Origin of the sequence: Clostridium sp. Marseille-Q2269 (assembly GCF_943736985.1) — a bacterium.
Classification (GTDB): domain Bacteria; phylum Bacillota; class Clostridia; order Clostridiales; family Clostridiaceae; genus Clostridium_F.
Genome location: NZ_CALSFS010000021.1, coordinates 1 through 19,540, shown reverse-complemented (window position 1 = coordinate 19,540; position 19,540 = coordinate 1). Strand labels below are relative to the sequence as shown.

Here is a 19,540-nt window from a genome sequence, read left to right as displayed (position 1 = left end):
GTTGACATATAATCAACAGCCAATAAAAAATCTTTTCTAATTATCTAAAAGATCTGTTGTTGTTTCTAGATTGTTTTCTAGCTCTTCTACAATCTGGACATCTTTGTGGTTCGTTTTCGAATCCTTTTTCTTTGTAGAATTCTTGTTCTCCTTCAGTGAAAACAAATTCTTTTCCGCAATCTTTACATGTAATATTCTTATCTGACATTTGTATATCTCTCCTTTTTTAAGAAAATTTATTTTAATTTAATAAAGAAAAATCTATACTTCTTAAAAAAGCAGACCCTAGTTTTTATCTTATTAAATCACTTTCTATAGAATATCACAAATAAATTTTATATGCAATATGTTTTAAAGCTATTTTTTTAATATATTTTTTATGGTATAATGTTAAAAAAATTATTATCTGTTAATATATATTCATTTTTTCTAAATTATCTGCATTTTATTTTTTACTTAATTATTTCACATATATCTAAATTATTTTTAATTTTTTTCGATTTATCGTATATAAATCACTTATAATTGTGGTTATTATAATTATATTTTAAAAGTATTTATTTCAAAAACATACATAATATAATTATATAATTCTATAGATTTTTAAGGAGGGTACATTATGAAAAGAAATAAAAGTACTATTGGGAAAATTTTAGGTTCTACAATAGCTATAGCAGGTTCTGTACTTATATTAAAAAAGGCCCATCAAAAATTTAGATGTAGCGATTTTAAAAAAACAGATTATGGCAAAAGTTTCAAAATTAAGATTCAAGACATGAAGAATGAAGGACATAACCTTAAAAATAAAATGAAAGATAAAAGAAAAAATATAAAAGAAATTTTAAAGGAAAAATCTGAAAAGATAGAAGAAAACATAAATAGAACTGGTGAAGATATAAATAATATATATGAAGAAAGCAAAGATAAAGTGGAAGATACTATAGATAAAGTTGTAGAAAATTCTAAAGATTTTTATGAAGACTTTACAGATTCAGCTGATAATGCTGATAACATGGGAAAGGAAACCGAAAACAACTATAAAGATTCTAATCCACAATCAGACAATTTATAGTTTTAATAATTAATAAACAAAAACATTATGGAATTAGTGTTAAATTAATTCCATAATGTTTTTATTTTATAGTTTAAAAACAAGAGCTCAATTTTATTTAGACAACAATTACTGGTATTTGAGAATTTTTAACTACACTAGCAGTTACAGAACTCATAATTTTTTTTAATCCTTTTTTATTAGATTTACTCATAACTATCATATCAAAATTATCTTTTTCAGCCTTTTCCACTATTTTATCAGCTGGTATACCAAAACAAGAATACATTTCATATTCATATCCCAGGTTTATAATTTTCTGTTTTGCTTCATTCATGACTCTTTCACTTTTAGCTTTAAGCTTTCTTAATTTTTCTTGAATTAAAAAGATATTATTCACTTTTACTTCTTTAACATTTATTAAAGTAACTTCCACCTGCTTTTTATCAAACATATCTTTTAATAAATCTAAAGAATAACTACTTCTCTCAGATGAATCCACTGGAACTAAAACTTTTAATTTTCCCATACAAATACACCTCTTTATTTATAATAATATATTTTTAGATGAAAGTTATTTGTTATTTTATTAACAATATCTTTGTTATTATATTAACATATATTGGGTATTATTTCAACATATTCTCTGAACAAATGTTATATTAATTATTTGTAATGTGTTATATTAGACAACTATTAAATTAATATACTTTAAATACTAAAAAAGTAATTTCATTATCCATCACATGGATTTCAATACTTATATACGATTTTAATACTTTATATTTTTAAATAGTAATTTATCCTATATGAAAGATTTATATGTAATATTAAAGTTTTTTTGCTACAGTATATTATTTATACTTATGTCAAACTATCATCTTTTAAAAATATAATAAACAAATTATGTTATATTTAAATTATTTTTTTAATATATTTTATTGACATAGATTTTGTAATATAATAAAATCTTTATATACCCCTATTGGGTATATATCATTTTTATGAGGTGATCTAATGAGTTCTTCTTTTTTAAATCTTTGTAAAAAATATGGTTATATTATTCTTATATTTTTTATAGTTGTAGGATTATTCAACCCTAAAATAGCTCTAATAGCTATTATTTGTATGATTGGACCTATTTTACTTGCAATCTTAGGTAAAGGAAGGTTTTGGTGTGGAAATATTTGTCCACGTGGTAGTTTCTTTGATAATGTTCTATATAAATTTAGCAATCATAACAATGTTCCTAAATTTCTTAAATCAAAATTTTTCAGACTATTAGTTATTATATTTATGTTTTATATGTTTGGAAGTGGAATATATAAAAATTGGGGAGATATTATGGGCATAGGCATGGTTTTTTATAGAATGATTGTAATTACAACATTTGTTGGTATAATACTAAGCTTTTTTTATAACAACAGAACTTGGTGTAATTTTTGTCCAATGGGAAGTATCTCATCTTTAATATCTTATTTTAAAAGAGATAGCAAAAAACTAGCTGTATATTCAAATTGTATTTCTTGTAAACTTTGCAAAAAAACTTGCCCTATGGGCATAGTTCCTTATAATTACAAAAACAACACCATTAGCCATCCGGATTGTATACAATGTGGAAAATGCGTAAATATATGTCCTAAAAATGCTATAAATTAATACAAGAATGACCTAGAGCATCTAAAAGCACAATTACTATATATTTACGATAATAATAAATCCATAGCAATTACACGAAAAGATGATTAACACTAATGTAAATGAGAGTAAATTAGGGGTAAATCATTAAACAACTATAAATTTAATGATTTACCCCTAATTTTTATGTATATTTACATTCTCTTATGTTAAAATTTTATTTTTACATAACTTGTTCTAAATCCCTTATGTATTTTTCTTCCATTTTTATTATATTAGTTAACACTTCATATTCATAGCTATCTCCATCTCCATTTTTTTGTATCATTCTTCCTCTTATATCTATAAATAATGCTCTTATATCCTTATTAATATCTAATATGTATTCTATAAATTCTTTTATGGTTTTATCCTTATGGCACTTTATTAAGATCTTATTATTAAACTGGGCAATTAAAGAAGATATTTTATCATATGTATATATATCAATATCTTTCATTTTTTCCTTTTTCAAAGTTGTCTTAAGAAAATTATAATAACTTATCTTTTCCTTTTCATATTTCATAAATATCTTAGAAAATATACTGAAGGGATTAGTATCATCATATTGTTTATTCATATCAATATATATTTTAATAATATTGTTTCCTGTATCTATAGATCTATCTATAAGATCTATAATATTATATCCCATCTATTTCCTCCTATGTAAGTTTTTCAACTTTATTTTTTCTTATGTAAGTGCTTTAACTTTATTTTAACAGTATGCAAATATACTTTCTAATTAACATATTTAATTTTTAAAAACAAAATATACCCTATAGTGTAGTTTCTCTTCATTCCTCTACGCTACAGGGTATAATCTTATAAAATTAAATATTTTACATTATAAATCTATTACTAAAGCTCAATTCTTTTAATAAAACTATTTTTTATAAATTAATTTTATTGTTATTACATACAAAATTATCTTTTAAAATGCTATTTATTTAAAAATATATATTTTATTACCCTATTATATGAACTGTCACAGTTCTTACACCCCAGCTATTACATTCAGCCTCTGAGTGCATAAATAAATCTATTCTGTTTCCTTTAATAGCTCCTCCAGTATCATCTGCTACTGCATAACCATAACCTTCTACATAAACTTTAGTCCCAGGAGCTATTACCCTAGGGTCTACTGCTATGGTGCTGTATCCATTTGGATTTCTAACTGTAGGATTTCCAGAAGCGGTTATACCATCTCCTGCATAAGCAGTTGCTACCATTGTTAATGTTTTTGAAAAAGATCCAGAAATTGACCCACCACGAGATAAAGTCTCTCCCTGTGAACTATTACTATTATTAACTGCTACTTCTCTGGCTTTTCTAGTATTTTCTTCAGCTTGTCTAGCTTTTTCAGCCTCATCAGCTACTATTTGATTTTCTTTTTCTGTTACTTTATTAAGTACCAATTTTTCTTCTTGTATACTTGTATTTAGTCTTGCTAATTTTTCTTGATTATTTTTCTTTAATTCTGCTAATTTATTATTCTCTTCATTTAGGTTTTCTTTCTGTTTTGCTATAGATTCTTTTTCTGCTTTTAATTTAGTAACAACATTTTTATCAAAATTCATTATTTTTGAAACTATATCTATTCTTGACATAAAATCGCCTAAATCTTTTGATGCTAAAATTATATTTAAGTAGCTATCACCACCACTTATATACATAGCTCTTACTCTTTTGGCAAATAAATCTTCTTTTGTTTTCACATTCTTTTTTACTTCAGCTAATTTACTTTCTGTATCTTTGATTTCCTTATCAATTTTATTCATAAGCTGTTTATTTTTATCTATTTCATCTATTACATTGTCAATTTCACTGTCCATTTTCCCAACTCTTTGCTGTATTTCCTTCTTTTGTTCTCTAGTTTCCTTTAAATTATTTGACTCCTTAACTGATGGCGCAGCTAAAACATTACTGCCTGTACTTAAAATTAAGGTTAGCATTATAATAAAGGATAACATCTTTTTACTCAATTTATCACGCTCCTATAATTTGTGTGTAAATCTATACATTCTTTATTTGCCTTATACTTTTAAAGTTTAATACTTCTCATTTTATAATATATATATGCTTTTTGTAAAGTATATGGGTATATTTGACTAAATTTAAAAATAAGAAAACCTAACCATAAATTAAATATTATTCTATTATTTATTAAAATTATCTTTACATTATACCATAAAAATTAATTATGTAATGTTTTTTTATTATACCATATATATTATAAATAAAAAAATCAGTGCCTATTAAGGCACTAATTTAAAAACATCTAATATTTAAACTTTGAAACACTTTCTTGCATATCTTCTGATAACTTTGCTAATTCCTCGCTAGCATTAGCTAATTCTGAAATAGAAGCGGTTTGCTCTTCTACTGCAGCTACAGTTTCTTCTGTTCCTGCTGCATTTTCCTCGGAAATAGCAGATAAGTTTTCAATTACTGAAATTATTTCATTCTTTTTATTTTCCATATCCTTTCCTGATTCATTCACTATTTGTACAACTTTTTTCATTTCATCTATAGCTACAGAGATTCCTTCAAATTTTGAATTTGTATTATCTACACGCTTAGTTTGTTCTTTTGTATTGGTACTAGAAACTTCCATACTCTGAACTGCTTTTTCTGTCTGAATTGATAATTCATTAATTACTAAAGAAATTTCATCAGTAAAAGCATTTGATTGCTCTGCTAATTTTCTTATTTCATCTGCTACTACTGCAAAACCTTTTCCTGACTCTCCTGCTCTAGCTGCTTCAATAGCCGCATTTAAAGCTAAAAGATTAGTTTCAGAGGCAATACTCTTTATCATTTCACTAGCATTTTTAATTTTTTCTGCACTGTTACTGCTATCCATAATAACTTTATATACTTCTTTTGATATCCTTTGGCTATCCATAGTTTGCTCTACCAATTCCTTTAAAGTAGTTACCCCTTCTTCTTTTAAAGTATCTACCTTTTCTATTGCATCATTTAGATCGTCCATCATTTGCTGATTTTTGTAAATTGTCTCTCCAAGCATGTTTACATTTGTGGCACCACTTTCTGTTTGCCTTGCCTGATCTTCTGAAGAATTAGCCATTTCTTCTATAGTTTTTGTAATTTCATTAGCCGCTTTTGCAGTCTGTTGACTAGTGGCTGTAAGCTCCTCTGAGGATGCTGCCACTTGCTCTGCACTTTCCAATGTTTTTTTAGCAAAATCTCTTAAATTTACTACAATATTATCAAAAGCTTTTGCCAATAATCCAATTTCATCTTCTCTTTTAACTAATTCTTTGGATACATCTTCTGTAAAATCTAAATCTGCCATTTTATCACCATATTTTTCAAGACTTTTTATAGGATTTACTATAGCTTTTCCTACTAAGAAAATTAACATAGCAATAATAGCTGCTCCTAATACATAACAAATAACAAAAATTCTTGTTATATCACAGATCTTTTCATTAAATTCATTTTCATCTATTACTGCAGCCACAGACCACTTATTAGACTCTATAGGATAATACCCTACATATTTATGAGTATCTTTATAGGAATACTTTCCTGTGCCTTGTTTTTGGGCCATCATATTTGTTCCTATTTCATCCATTCCACCTTGTTCTTTTGTCATATTATTTTTTAAAATCATTTCCTTTACAGGGTGATAAACTAATTCTCCCTTTTTACTGATTAAAAATACAAATCCAGTTTTACCTATTTTATATTTTTCCATAATTTTAGGTAATTCATCAAGGAGCATATCTACTGCTACTACACCTAATTTTTTCCCTTTTTCATCCTGTACTATCTTTATAACACTGATTACCATTTTTCCTGTTACTGAATCCATATATGGTTCTGTATAAAGTACCTCATCAGATTTTAATTTTGAAGCTTCTTCATACCAAGGTCTTTCTTTAATAATCCACTCCTTATTGGAGGCAACCTCATCTTGTGAAACTAAATAACTAGCATCCTCTAACCCAACCCATACTAATTGAAGATTTTTGTCTGTATTTTTTATTTGTTGTAGAGAACTTATTACATCCTTATAATCAGGATGACTTTTCACTTTATCCTTAGTTTTTGCGCCCTTCATTAATTTTATAATATCTTGATTTGTAGCCATTTGTTTTACTAAAACTTCACTTTTTTTAAACATTTCATTACTTTGATTAGACGCAGCCCTAGCTTCCGTAACCAAATTTTCGTAATTCATTTTAGTCACAATATTCTTAATTTTCAACCCCAAAAAAATCCCGGAAGTCAAAAATACAAAAAGTACAGCTGTAAGAATATAAAGCATCATTTTAGCAAAAATGCTCTTTTGAATAATATTTTTAACTTTCATTTATTTTCCCCCTCTTCATTGTAAAAATATGTATTTTATTACACATTAAACTAAATTTTACTCCATTATTTTTTACTATATCCATTATATATTAGAAAATATAAATTTAAAACATATTTTTAGAATTTTATGTCTATTTTTTTATAATAATAGGGAAAATAAGATATTTATACCAAATTTAAATATATATTTTTTATAAATCATAAATTAAATAATTAATATGATTAAAACTCTCTAAAATTAAAATATGTAAAATAAAAACTATAAGATCAGTTTTAATTAATCCTATAGCTTTTCTGTTATGCATTGCTTATTATAGTTTTTCTTTGGATCAAATTAAATAACTTCTAATGCACAGTAAAATATTACATATTTAATCAATCAAGATCATCAAAATCAAAGGCTGCTGCCTTGGTATAACTTGTAACCTTCGCCTCAAAAAAATCAGTTTTTGTGCTATTTAATTTTGAAAAACTATCTATCCACTCCATAGGATGCTTATGAACTTCAGGATATAATATTTTTAGACCTATAGCTTCCAGCCTAAGATTTGAAAGATATTTAATATATCTATCTATTAATTCATCATTGAGCCCTAATATTTCATTGTTAGTTACATATTGTCCCCATTTAATTTCATGTTCTACTCCCATTCTCATCATTTGTCTAAATTCTTCTTCTAATTGCTCTGTAAATATATGAGGATTTTCATTTTTTAACTCCTTAATTATATTTTGAAAGAGCACAAGATGGGTTATTTCATCCCTATTTATATATTTAAAAATTGTGCTAGTAGAAGTCATCTTTCCTTGTCTTGCTAAGGTATAAAAAAAACTAAATCCAGAATAAAAATATATACCTTCTAATATATAATTTGCCATGATTACTTTTAAAAAATTATGGAGTTCAGGATTCTCATTAAACTCTTCATAAATGCCTGCTATAAATTTATTTCTTTCTAAAAGATGCTCATCTTCTCTCCATTGATCATATATTTTATCTCTAGTAATTGGATTTGTAACTGTATCTAGTATGTAAGAATAGCTTTGTGCGTGTATCTCTTCTTGAAAAGTTTGAATATTTAACAAAGAAGAAACTTCTGAAGCAGTTATATATCTTGATATATTAGGGAGATTTTCACTTTGTATTGAATCAAGAAAATTTAAAAAAGAAATGATCTTATCAAAGGCATTTCTCTCTCCATCTGTTAAATAAGGAAATTGTTTTACATCTTCATTAAGAGAAATTTCCTCCGGTATCCAAAAATTATTAAGCATTGTTCTATAAAAATCACTAGCCCAATTATATTTTATTCTATTCCATTCTCTTAAGTTGGTAGTATTTCCATTTATCATTGATTCCGTTCCACGCTGACCATTTTCGTTAAATATTATTTTTTTCAACATTTACTGTAAAACCCCTTTCTTAACATATCGTTTTCTAAATCTACTTATTTTATATTAGTAATATAGATAATTATATTTATAAATATAATTATCTATATAGTTATTATTTCAAATATTTATATTAAATTTACTGAAAAATTATAACTTTTTTATTTGCTACATTAAACATATAATTAGCTTGAGCAACTTGTACATTCATCCATTTCTAAAGATTTATTTCTTATATAATAAATACTCTTTATACCTTGTTTCCAAGATTCTACATACATGTTTAATATGTCTTTAGCTCTCATATTTGGATTTATATATAAATTAAAGGATTGAGCTTGATCTATGTGTTTTTGTCTAGCTGCACAAGCTTTAATACTCCATTGTTGATCTATAGTATGTGCTTCTTTATAATACCAAAAATTTTCTTCATTTAAATCTGGTGCAGTTTTGGGAGTAAAGCTGCCTTTCTTTTCTTCCATAAAAAACTTTTTAAACACAGGATCTATTCCTGCTGTTGTATTAGCTATGTTAGAAGTGCTACCTGTAGGAGCAATAGCTGTAATATAACCATTTCTCATTCCATATTTTTTAATATACACTTGAAGTTTTCTCCATCTTTCGGAGTTATAACCTCTTCTTTCAAAATATTTTCCTGTATCCCATTCTGAACCTTTAAAAGCAGGGTAACTACCCTTCTCTTTAGCCAATTCCATAGAGGCCTTTATGGCTATGTAAGCTATTTCTTCATAAATGTCATCTGCTATTTTAATATGTTCATCACTTTCCCATCTTATCTTATTATTTGCTAAAAAGTGATGATATCCACTTGTACCTAATCCAATAGCTCTATATTTATCACTAGTAATCCTAGATTCCTTAACAGGAAGCTTATTAATAGATATAACATTATCTAACATCCTTATCTGAAGAGGAATGCAATCACTAAACTCTTCTTTTTTTACCTTACTAAGATTTATTGAGTTTAGATTACAAGTTACCATATCTCCAGCCTTAACTTTTTGAACAACTTGTTTAACTCCATTATCATCAGCTATCTCTTCCTCTAAAAGATGGCTTTCACTCATATTCTGTGCAATTTCATGACAAAGATTTGAAGAATATATCATGCCTTTATGTTTATTGGGATTTGCTTTATTTACAGTATCTCTAAAGAAAATAAAAGGCGTTCCAGTTTCTACTGCACTTTTCATTAATCTCTTCATAATATCAAGAGCGGGTACTGTTTCCCTAGGAATACTAGTATTTTTTTCCAATTCAACATATTTTTGGGCAAACTCTTTATTGTCTACATCATCAAAGCTATCTTCTAAATTGTATCCCATTATCTTTTTTATCATATAAGGATCAAATAAAGACCAACTCTCTCTATTTTCTAATCTTTCCATAAATAAATCTGGAATACTTACAGCAGGAAATATATCATGTGCCTTTCTTCTATCATCCCCATTATTGGTTTTAAGATCTAAAAAATCAAATATATCTTTATGCCATATGTCTAAAGTTATGGCTGCCCCTCCTTTCCTCTTGCCAAGCTGATCTACCGCTACAGCAGTATCATTGTAAAGTCTTATCCAAGGTATAACCCCACCAGATGCATTCTTATGTCCTCTTATTTCACTATTCAACGCTCTTATTTTTCCCATATATATGCCTAATGCTCCACCATGTTTTGAAACTTGAGCAAATTTTTGATTCACATCGTAAATTGACCACAAATTATCTCCTACTGCAGATATAAAGCAACTACTTAACTGGTAGAATGGTGTACCTGCATTTCCTAAAGTTGGCGTAGCAACTGTAACTTTTAACTGGCTTAAAAGATCATAAAATTGTTTTGCATAAAAAACTTTTTTATTTCCTTCAGGCATAGCTAAATGCATAGCTATAGTCATAAATCGTTCTTGTGGAAGTTCTAATATTTCTCTATTATGTCCTTTTATCAAATATCTGTCATTCAATAATTTCAATCCTTCATAATTAAATAATTCATCTCTTTGTGGCTTTATATATTTTGCTAATTTTTTTATTTCTTTATCAGAATAATTTTCAGTTAAGTATTCACCATAAAGTTTCATCTTAACTAACTTTTTTACTAATTCATAATAATCACCATAACCAAAATTATTATAAGATCTACTAATTTTAGCTTCCTTATATAGATCAAAACACAAAAGCCTTGCAGCAACATATTGCCAATTTACATTAGTTTTTTTTATGTTGTTCCCATTATTATCTTTGCTACTTTGGATAACTTTTTCTATAGCTGTTTGTATCAATGTTTTTTGAATTTCTTTTGTAGTCATTCCATCTCTAAATTGGATTCTAGAATCTAATTCCAATTCGATAGGATCACAGCCCTCTATACCTTCACATGCTAGCTTAACCATTTTTTTTGTTTTCTCAACTTGTAATTCTTCATATTGTCCATTTCTCTTTTTTATTTTAATACTCATTATTCAAACCTTACTTTCTTAAAAATTTGTTTAATTAATAAAATATATTATAAAATAATTATTTTTAAATAAATTATATAAGTAATTACATCTAAAATCAACAATATAAAAATATGATTTATGAGGATAAACTCAATATATTGTATAAGCATCTTATATTTTCACTATATATTGTATATTATTTATTATATTTATAAATATACTTATTTATATTTTATACTATTCTTTCTATATAAAAAGATTATTTATTCATAGTATACTTAATAAAAATAAAAAGCATCTCCATATTATTTTTCATAAAAGATGCTCTTTATTTCTATTTTATTATTAGTTAAAGCTCCATTTATTCCTTATTTAATAATTTTTAGTTTCCTACTAATTTATAATTACTTGAAAAAATCTATATGCTTAATTACTATATTATCATTTGCTTTTATTTTTATATTAAAATTTCCAGTTAAATTTTTTCCAACAATTTTAATAATATATTTTCCACTTTTTGGTGTAGTAAAGCTTATATCATTATTTTCTTCTCTTTCATTTCTTTTAGCTATAATATTATAGTCTGAATCTAATACTACAAGATAAAGGCTACCTTTACTAATTCTTGTTTTATCTTCTATAACTATTCTATTATCTTTATATGAAGTAAATTCTAATAAAGACCATTTACCTGTAAATTTACCAAAATCAAATTTCTTTCCATCTAAACTATCTCTTTCATTTCTTTTAAAATAAACACTTCTTTCCGCATCTTGTACTGTTGATAAATAATTATTTGAGCCAATATAAAAAAAACTATTTTTATATAAACTTATTCCCATTACTATTATTATTACAAATATTATTAATCTAATGGGATTTATATTTTTTATATTTTCCATTTTGTTAATTTCCCCCTATTTATATCTTACATAATTACAAATTATAAATGAAATAATAATATATAAAGATTATTATAATAAATACATACCAATTATACTCTTATTTCTATATATTTTAAAATTTGTATTTAAACCAAATGAGAAATTAAATTTATTTTTATAAATTTTCATGTTAATCCTTTTTCTTTATAATTATGAAAAATTAAAGTGTTTATTTTATTAAGTTTTAAGCCATAATATCATAGACTAAATTATAAAATAATACTGAGTAAATTAGCTATAATATGAAACAAAGGAGATAAAAATTATGAGATTTTTTCAAAGGAATAAAAGTAAAAAAATTATAGTTAATCTTACTATAATAATGATTTTATCAATTTTTTTTATATCAATATTTCAATGGAAAAATGTCTTAGTTTATAAGGCTCATGAAACTACAGATGATGCCAAAATAACTAATTTAATAAATGATATATTTGAAAATAGAAATAAAGCATTATTAAAAGGAGATTTAGAATTTATTGAATCTATTTATGATACAAGTAGTAAATATGGTATATGGGCTTATGAACATGAGAAAAAAAAGATAAAATATCTGCATAATTGGGAAGAAAAACAGGGTGTTAAATTTATTGATATAAATCCCAAGGTTGTTATCAAAAACATGAAAAATCTAAAAGATAGTTATTCAATTAATTTAATATGTTCTACAGAATATAAATACACCTATGAAGATGAACCAAAAAAAATTAATAAATCTACCATAGGTACATATCATCTAATAAAACTTACAAAAAAAGATGATGAATGGGTAATTACAAAAGAATGGTATAAAGATCCTTTTGCTGATTCTCTTAATATTAATAACTTAAAAGCTGATGATATAAAACAAAATATAATAAATAATTCTTTTAGAGATTTTTCTAATTTAGATAAAAGAAGATTAAATACTATAGAATATGCTGAAAAATATTGCGGAGCTGCTACTGATGAAAAATATGAATATAAATATAACAAAAAATATAGAGATTATAACCCTAAAGGAGGAGATTGTGCTAATTTTGCTTCTCAAATATTATTTGAGGGAGGAAAATTCAAAAAAAACTCTGCTTGGAACTACGATTCCAAAGGGGCTACTAGAGCTTGGGTAAATGCAGATGGTTTCAAAGATTATATGATATATAGTGGTAGAGCATCTATAATTGCCCATGGAAGTTATGAAAAAGTATATAAAGCTTCTTATAAACTTCTGCCTGGTGATTTTGTAGCTTATGAAAAAAAAGGAGACATAACTCATATATCAATGGTGACAGGAGCAGACTCTAAAGGATATTCTTTAGTAACCTGCCATAATACAGATAGAAACAAAGTTCCTTGGGATCTTGGATGGAATGATAAAGGAATAAAATTCTGGTTAGTTAGAGTACATTTTTAATATGATTTTTAATATAAAATAATATTAAAAAAATATTTTCAAAAATATGAATTTAAATTTGAATTAATTATATATAAAATATAAAAATTGTTTAAATATACAATAAAAGAGGTGATTTATTATAAAAAAATTATTTAAAAAAATTATTATTTTAAATATATTATTTTATGCTTTATGTATAAATATTTCTAAAGTAAAGGCCTTTGGCATAGAAAATAACAAACAATTATACAATAGAACTATGAAACAAGATATTCTATCATTAATGATGGCATATGATGATTATATAAAAGATATTGAAGTTAAAGATAATAAAGTATATATAATAACTAAATCTGGTGAAAAAATTATTTATGACGATAAAAAGAATAAAACTTTTAATGAAAAAATATATAATTCAGACATACAAGACATGTTGGAACAAATATATCCTTTAGAAACTACGCGTAAGTTAATGAATAAAGATTTTGATCCTGGAAGATTTCGAGTATATAGCTTATTAAATTATGTTTATGGAAATAATTCTGCTATAATCCAGAAGAATTTAAAAAACATTAATACACCTTATGGTACATTCCAATTCAATAATAATAATAAGGCTGCAGAAAGCTTAAAAAAAGCATTAGATGAAATTCATAGTATTTCAAAAAATAATAATAAAATTAGTTCTAATATATCTCCTATTAATGGTACTTTTAATTATAGACATATTGCAGGTACTAATCTTTTAAGTCCTCATGCATTTGGAATTGCAATTGATTTAGTAAGAAACAATAAAGATTATTGGAAATGGGCTACAGAAAAACAAGGACAAGAAAGATTAAATTCTTATCCAAAAGAATTAGTTGAAATTTTTGAAAAAAACAACTTTATATGGGGTGGAAAATGGAACCATTTTGATATATTACATTATGAATATAGACCAGAAATTATAATAAAATCTAGATATTTTAAAAAAAATACTAATATAAATGATCCTTGGTATAAAGGCGCTCCAATTGAAAATGAAAAAATTAAAGAATATATAGATAAAATCAATAATGTATTAAAATAAAATTACCCCTGTGAATCATTAATATATGATATTTCACAGGGGTAATTTTGTTTGTATTTAACTATACATTTATACAATAATTCTATCAATAGAGCCTAAATATATATAACTCATATAGCTTATATGTTAATTTTATAAATATATTTAATTATTTTATATTTTAATAAATGTTAAAACTTATTTGTTGAATTTTATTTTGTACTAAATTAGACACTGTAAGTCCTATGAGTCTTATAGGCTCCTTAAAATCTATTTGTTCTAATATATCACAGGCCAATTTATAGATTTCCTCTTTATCTGTTAAATAATAATTTACTGTCTTACTTCTTGTATGAGTTTCAAAATTAGAAGTTTTTATTTTTATAGTAATAGTTTTTCCACCACTATTTTTTTTGTATAAATTGTAGGATATGTTTTTTGAAAAATCTAAAAGATATTTCTTCATTTCTTGCTTATTTACTATGTCTTTTTTTAGGGTTATTTCTTTTCCTATAGATTTTCTTTCTCTGCTAACTTTTACTTCTCTTTTATCTATTCCTCTTATTCTGTCATATATTTCTAGTCCAAATTTACCAAAATACTCTACACAGAATTCTTTAGATAATTTATACATATCTTTTACAGTAAAAATCCCTATGTTATGTAACTTCTCTACAGATTTTTTACCCATTCCATAAATCTTACTTATAGGAAGAGGCTCTAATACTTTAGGAACCATATCCTTATTTATCATTTTTATGCCATTAGGTTTATGCCAATCAGAAGCCAGTTTGGCTAAAAACTTATTGTAAGAAATCCCCACAGATAAGGTTAATCCTAGTTCATTTTTAACTCTATTTTTTATATATTCTGCCACTTTAATTGGCTCATAACTAATATGACTAATATCTAAATAAGCTTCATCTATAGATACAGGTTCAATTATGGATGTAACCTGAAATAATATTTCAAATATATTATTTGAAATCTCCTTATATCTACTATGTCTTGTAGGAACATATACACCAAATGGACATTTCTTTTTAGCTACAAAAATGGGCATAGCAGAATGAACACCATATTTTCTAGCTTCATAAGATGCAGTAGCAACTACTCCTCTTTCCCCTATTCCTCCTACTATTACAGGTTTACCTTTAAGTTTTTTATTATCCATTTGTTCTACAGATGCAAAAAATGCGTCCATATCAACGTGCATAATAACTCTATCCATAGGTATAAATTCCTTTCCAATAATATAAATTTAAGCCTCTATATATTCTAAATATAATTATATCAAAAGTTCAATTATTTAAAAGAATTACTTAATATAATCACATTTATGAAATAACTAAATAGGTTACCACATAGTCATTAATATTTTGTAATACTATTTTATAATTATACTTTAATTATAATTTTGTCACTATAAAAAATAAAAATGAAAGCTACCATATCAGGTTGCTTTCATTTTTAATTATATCAATAACAACTTCATTTCTACTAACGAAAAGTCTAACTAAACAATTAGATATTATAACAATTAATGTAGCCCTTAAAGGTTTAAGCATACTTCTATACTTCTGTATCTTACTTATATTAAAGTACTACTTCTCTATATTCTTCACTTTTTTTTAACTCTATGTCACCTTTTGATATGCATTGAACTGGACATACATTAGCACATAAATGGCATCCTACACATTTTTCTTTTTCTAATATAGACTTTCTATTTTCTACATCCCATTTGATTGCTTGATGTCCACCATCATAGCAAGATATATAGCATCTTCCACAACCTACACATTTTTCTTCATTAAATTTTGGATATACAATATATCCTCTATCTAATTCTTCTGCTGGGATTATATTTTTATTTGCTAATCCAACCATATCCTCTAATTTTTCAAATCCCTTTTCTTCCATATAATATGATAACCCTTCTATCATATCTTCTACTATTCTATATCCATATTGCATTATAGCAGTAGTTACTTGTAAGTTTCTTGAACCTAATAATATGAATTCTGCAGCATCTTCCCAAGTTTCTATTCCTCCTATACCGCTTATAGGAACATCTTTAAGTCTTTCATTTGTGACTAATTGTTGTATAAATCTTAAAGCTATTGGTTTTACAGCCTTTCCTGAATATCCAGATATTGATGATTTACCATTTACTATAGGATATCCTATGAATTTATCTAAATCTACCCCTGTAATACATTTAATTGTATTTATTGTAGCTATACCTGTTGCTCCACCTTCTATAGAAGCTATTGCTGGAACAGTCATATCTCCTATATTAGGAGTCATCTTAGATAGTATTGGAAGATCACTTCCTCTTCTTACTGCTTCGCAATATTTTTTAACCAACTGTGAATTTTGTCCAACATCTGATCCCATAGTACTACTGGTCATTTGGGGACATGAAAAATTGCATTCTATTATATCGGCCCCTACCTCTGTAACAAGCTTTGCAAGTTTTTCCCATTCTTCTTCGTTTTGTCCCATTATTGAAGCTACTAAAACTTTCTTGGGATAATTCTTTTTTAATTTTCTCATAGCTTCTAGATTTTCCTCTAATGAATGTTCTGCTATTTGCTCCATATTTTTAAATCCTAAAAATGGAGTACCTTCTTTTTCTAAATTAGTAAAGCGTGGGGAAACTTCATTTGCAATAAAATAACCGATAGTTTTAAATACTATACCGCCCCAACCAGTTTGTAAAGCCTTTGCGCACATTTCATAACAATTTCCTACTGGTGATGATGATAAGAAAAATGGATTTTCACATTTTACTCCACAAAATTCTATTGAAAGATCTCTTCTTTTCATTATCTTACACCTTCTTTCTTAGCTGTTAAATATTTTCCTATAACTATTGCTGCTTCTTTTCCTTGTTTTATTGCACTTACAACTGTTTTATCCCCTTCAATTATATCTCCACAAGCGAAAATACCTGGTACATTAGTACTATAATCACAAGTTTTAATAATTCCTCTTTCATTAAATTCTATTGCTATTACTTCTTTAGCCGCAGCTACTTCTTTTAATGCCTCTTTTAATTCATTTACTTCTTCTGCTTCTTGACCAATAGCAAATATGATCATATCTGCTGGAAGATTCATCTCTGAATCATCAAACATTCCTTCAGCTTTAAATCTAACTACTTTCCCATCATGTCCAATTATCTCAGCAGGCTTTAACCCAGTAAATATAGGTATATTTAATTCTTGAGTATAAGCTAATTCTTTTCTATCTGCTGGCATTCTTTCTATAGTTCTTCTATACACTATTTTAACATCCTCTGCTCCTAACAGTTTAGATGTTACAGCACAATCCATAGCTACATCCCCACCGCCTATAACTATAACTTTATTTCCTATATTAACTTTTCCTCTTGAAGTCTTAACTTTAGCTAAAAAGTCTGTTCCTGCGACAACACCTTCTAGATTATTTCCTTTTATATCTATATCTTTACTTTTTTGCATTCCTACAGCTACTAAGAATGCTTCAAATCCTTCCTTTTTGAGCTCATCTATAGTAATATCTGATCCCACTTTACAATTAGTTCTAAAATTAATACCTAATTCTTTTATGTATCTAATTTCATTTTCAACAATTGCTTGTGGAAGTCTATCTTCTGGTATTCCATAAGTTAGCCATCCACCTAATTCATTTCTTGCCTCAAATACAGTAACTTTGTATCCTTCTAAAGATAACTTAGCAGCTGTAGCAAGACCACTTGGGCCGGAACCTATAATAGCTACCTTTTCCTTTATAGTTTCTATAGGTTCTAATACTTTTATTCCTGTTGACTGTTCATAATCTGTTAAGTATCTTTGAAGTCTTCCAATTTGAATAGGCTTGTCTATACCACATCTACTGCAAGCACCTTGGCAGTATTTATCTGTAGGACAAACCCTTGCGCAGACTCCACCCAAAATATTATTTTCACGTATTGTATTTACAGCACCCTTAAAATTTCTAAAACGTAATGAACGTATAAATTTTGCAGGATCTGTACCTGCTGGGCATGCCTTTGTACAAGGTGCATCATGACATAATAAACATCTAGACGCTTCTTCAATAGCTAGAAGAGGTGTAAATACTTCTTCTCTTTCTTTTAAATAACTAAATTTATTATCCAATATTATTCCTCCTTTATATAATATTTAAAGGTTAATTGCAATCACACCAATATTTTAACAAAAAAAGCAGGTCATTTCTAATTTAGAAATGACCTACTTTCATTATTTAAAGCAAAATTAAACCCTATGCTGCTTTGTGGGAAATTTAACCATAAATTTTCCTAGCATTTCGTCATTTTTTTAACAATATCTGCATTTTGCAGAAATGCTAACATTTTCATGACTATTAACACAGCATAGTTTATATTTCTATATTTTATATTTTATGAAAACCTTGTACAAATTTTATATATAATAATATAAAAATTTTTGCAATTAACCTTTAATACTATTTATATAAAGGATGTACAAGGATTTTAACTGAATCTTTTTCATCTATTTCATTAAGTTCTACTAAAATAGCTTCACTCAATGAAGTAGGTATATTCTTTCCAACATAATCTGGTCTTATTGGAAGTTCCCTATGTCCTCTATCTACCAAAACAGCTAATTGAATTTTACTAGGTCTACCATTATCAAATATAGCCTGTATAGCAGCTCTCACTGTTCTTCCGGTATAAATTACATCATCTACTAAAATCACTTTTTTATCTTGAATATCTATATGTAACTTGTTATTTTTAACTATTGGATCCTGTGACAATTCAGATAAATCATCTCTATATAAAGATATATCTAAAACTCCCACTGGTATATCTATACCTTCAAAATCTTTTATATTCTCTGCAATTCTTTTAGCTATTGGTACCCCTCTTCTTTTTATTCCTATTAATACTACATCCTGTCCACCTTTATTTTTCTCAATTATTTCATGAGAAATTCTAATTATGGATCTTTTGATCTTTACATCGTCCATTATTACAGCCTTTAAATTCAACCTAATTCCACCCTTCATCTATATTAAAATCAAAAATGCCTTGACCCATAGCCAAGACATTTATATAGACTTATTAGATATCTACCTTACAATCTCTCAGGATCATTTAAAGGGCTTTATAATATTTTATTTTTAAAATTATACTAACATAAAATTTAATATATTTCAATACTTTTTTGTAAAAACTTGGTGTTATATTATACTTTGCAATTTCAATAATAT

At 26.2% G+C, this 19,540-nt stretch carries 16 protein-coding genes; 4 read left to right on the top strand and 12 right to left on the bottom strand.

The features are described from left to right. Positions 1-40: 40 nt before the first annotated feature. Positions 41-208: a zinc-ribbon domain-containing protein gene (locus NGI68_RS16455; RefSeq protein ID WP_251862529.1), complete on the bottom strand. Its 168-nt coding sequence runs from the start codon at positions 206-208 to the stop codon at positions 41-43. A gap of 411 nt (positions 209-619) precedes the next feature. On the opposite strand from NGI68_RS16455, the gene NGI68_RS16450 reads away from it, so the two are divergent. Beyond that, complete coding sequence (locus NGI68_RS16450) at positions 620-1,072, top strand: YtxH domain-containing protein (RefSeq protein ID WP_251862528.1); 453 nt, start codon at positions 620-622, stop codon at positions 1,070-1,072. A 97-nt stretch (positions 1,073-1,169) separates the two neighbouring features. Here the strand turns inward: NGI68_RS16450 and NGI68_RS16445 are convergent, their stop codons facing one another. Further along, positions 1,170-1,580 (bottom strand): universal stress protein, encoded by a 411-nt coding sequence (locus NGI68_RS16445; protein WP_251862527.1) that lies wholly within the window; start codon positions 1,578-1,580, stop codon positions 1,170-1,172. A gap of 488 nt (positions 1,581-2,068) precedes the next feature. Between NGI68_RS16445 and NGI68_RS16440 the strand changes: the two genes are divergently transcribed. Continuing rightward, positions 2,069-2,710 (top strand): 4Fe-4S binding protein, encoded by a 642-nt coding sequence (locus NGI68_RS16440; RefSeq protein ID WP_251862526.1) that lies wholly within the window; start codon positions 2,069-2,071, stop codon positions 2,708-2,710. A gap of 202 nt (positions 2,711-2,912) precedes the next feature. Here the strand turns inward: NGI68_RS16440 and NGI68_RS16435 are convergent, their stop codons facing one another. The 6 genes from NGI68_RS16435 to NGI68_RS16410 all read right to left on the bottom strand — a co-directional run bounded on the left by NGI68_RS16435 (position 2,913) and on the right by NGI68_RS16410 (position 11,825). Next, complete coding sequence (locus tag NGI68_RS16435; RefSeq protein ID WP_251862525.1) at positions 2,913-3,383, bottom strand: hypothetical protein; 471 nt, start codon at positions 3,381-3,383, stop codon at positions 2,913-2,915. Positions 3,384-3,696: 313 nt separating this feature from the next. Then, positions 3,697-4,713 carry a 3D domain-containing protein gene (locus NGI68_RS16430; protein WP_251862524.1) on the bottom strand — a complete coding sequence of 339 codons (1,017 nt, stop codon included), beginning with the start codon at positions 4,711-4,713 and terminating at the stop codon, positions 3,697-3,699. A gap of 296 nt (positions 4,714-5,009) precedes the next feature. Further along, a complete protein-coding gene (locus NGI68_RS16425) occupies positions 5,010-7,070 on the bottom strand; it encodes a methyl-accepting chemotaxis protein (protein ID WP_251862523.1) in 2,061 nt (686 codons plus the stop codon). Positions 7,071-7,447: 377 nt separating this feature from the next. Beyond that, positions 7,448-8,476: a ribonucleotide-diphosphate reductase subunit beta gene (locus NGI68_RS16420; protein WP_251862522.1), complete on the bottom strand. Its 1,029-nt coding sequence runs from the start codon at positions 8,474-8,476 to the stop codon at positions 7,448-7,450. Positions 8,477-8,649: 173 nt separating this feature from the next. Beyond that, entirely contained in the window at positions 8,650-10,941 is a 2,292-nt protein-coding gene (locus NGI68_RS16415; protein ID WP_251862521.1) for a ribonucleoside-diphosphate reductase subunit alpha, read from the bottom strand. A gap of 386 nt (positions 10,942-11,327) precedes the next feature. Then, on the bottom strand, positions 11,328-11,825 hold the full coding sequence (locus tag NGI68_RS16410) for a hypothetical protein (RefSeq protein ID WP_251862520.1): 498 nt from the start codon (positions 11,823-11,825) through the stop codon (positions 11,328-11,330). Between the two features lie 307 nt (positions 11,826-12,132). On the opposite strand from NGI68_RS16410, the gene NGI68_RS16405 reads away from it, so the two are divergent. After that, a complete protein-coding gene (locus tag NGI68_RS16405; protein WP_251862519.1) occupies positions 12,133-13,260 on the top strand; it encodes an amidase domain-containing protein in 1,128 nt (375 codons plus the stop codon). 208 nt (positions 13,261-13,468) lie between these two features. Next, positions 13,469-14,314, top strand: coding sequence for a M15 family metallopeptidase (locus NGI68_RS16400; RefSeq protein ID WP_251862547.1), 846 nt, complete (start codon positions 13,469-13,471; stop codon positions 14,312-14,314). 160 nt (positions 14,315-14,474) lie between these two features. On the opposite strand, the gene NGI68_RS16395 is transcribed toward NGI68_RS16400, so the two are convergent. The 4 genes from NGI68_RS16395 to pyrR form a co-directional block, all read right to left on the bottom strand. After that, complete coding sequence (locus tag NGI68_RS16395; protein WP_251862518.1) at positions 14,475-15,524, bottom strand: DNA polymerase IV; 1,050 nt, start codon at positions 15,522-15,524, stop codon at positions 14,475-14,477. A gap of 365 nt (positions 15,525-15,889) precedes the next feature. After that, complete coding sequence (gene preA, locus NGI68_RS16390) at positions 15,890-17,125, bottom strand: NAD-dependent dihydropyrimidine dehydrogenase subunit PreA (protein ID WP_251862517.1); 1,236 nt, start codon at positions 17,123-17,125, stop codon at positions 15,890-15,892. Beyond that, positions 17,125-18,441, bottom strand: coding sequence for an NAD(P)-dependent oxidoreductase (locus NGI68_RS16385; RefSeq protein ID WP_251862516.1), 1,317 nt, complete (start codon positions 18,439-18,441; stop codon positions 17,125-17,127). Before NGI68_RS16385 ends, preA begins: the two co-directional genes overlap by 1 nt. 328 nt (positions 18,442-18,769) lie before the next feature. Further along, positions 18,770-19,318: a bifunctional pyr operon transcriptional regulator/uracil phosphoribosyltransferase PyrR gene (gene pyrR, locus NGI68_RS16380; protein ID WP_251862515.1), complete on the bottom strand. Its 549-nt coding sequence runs from the start codon at positions 19,316-19,318 to the stop codon at positions 18,770-18,772. Positions 19,319-19,540: the final 222 nt, after the last annotated feature.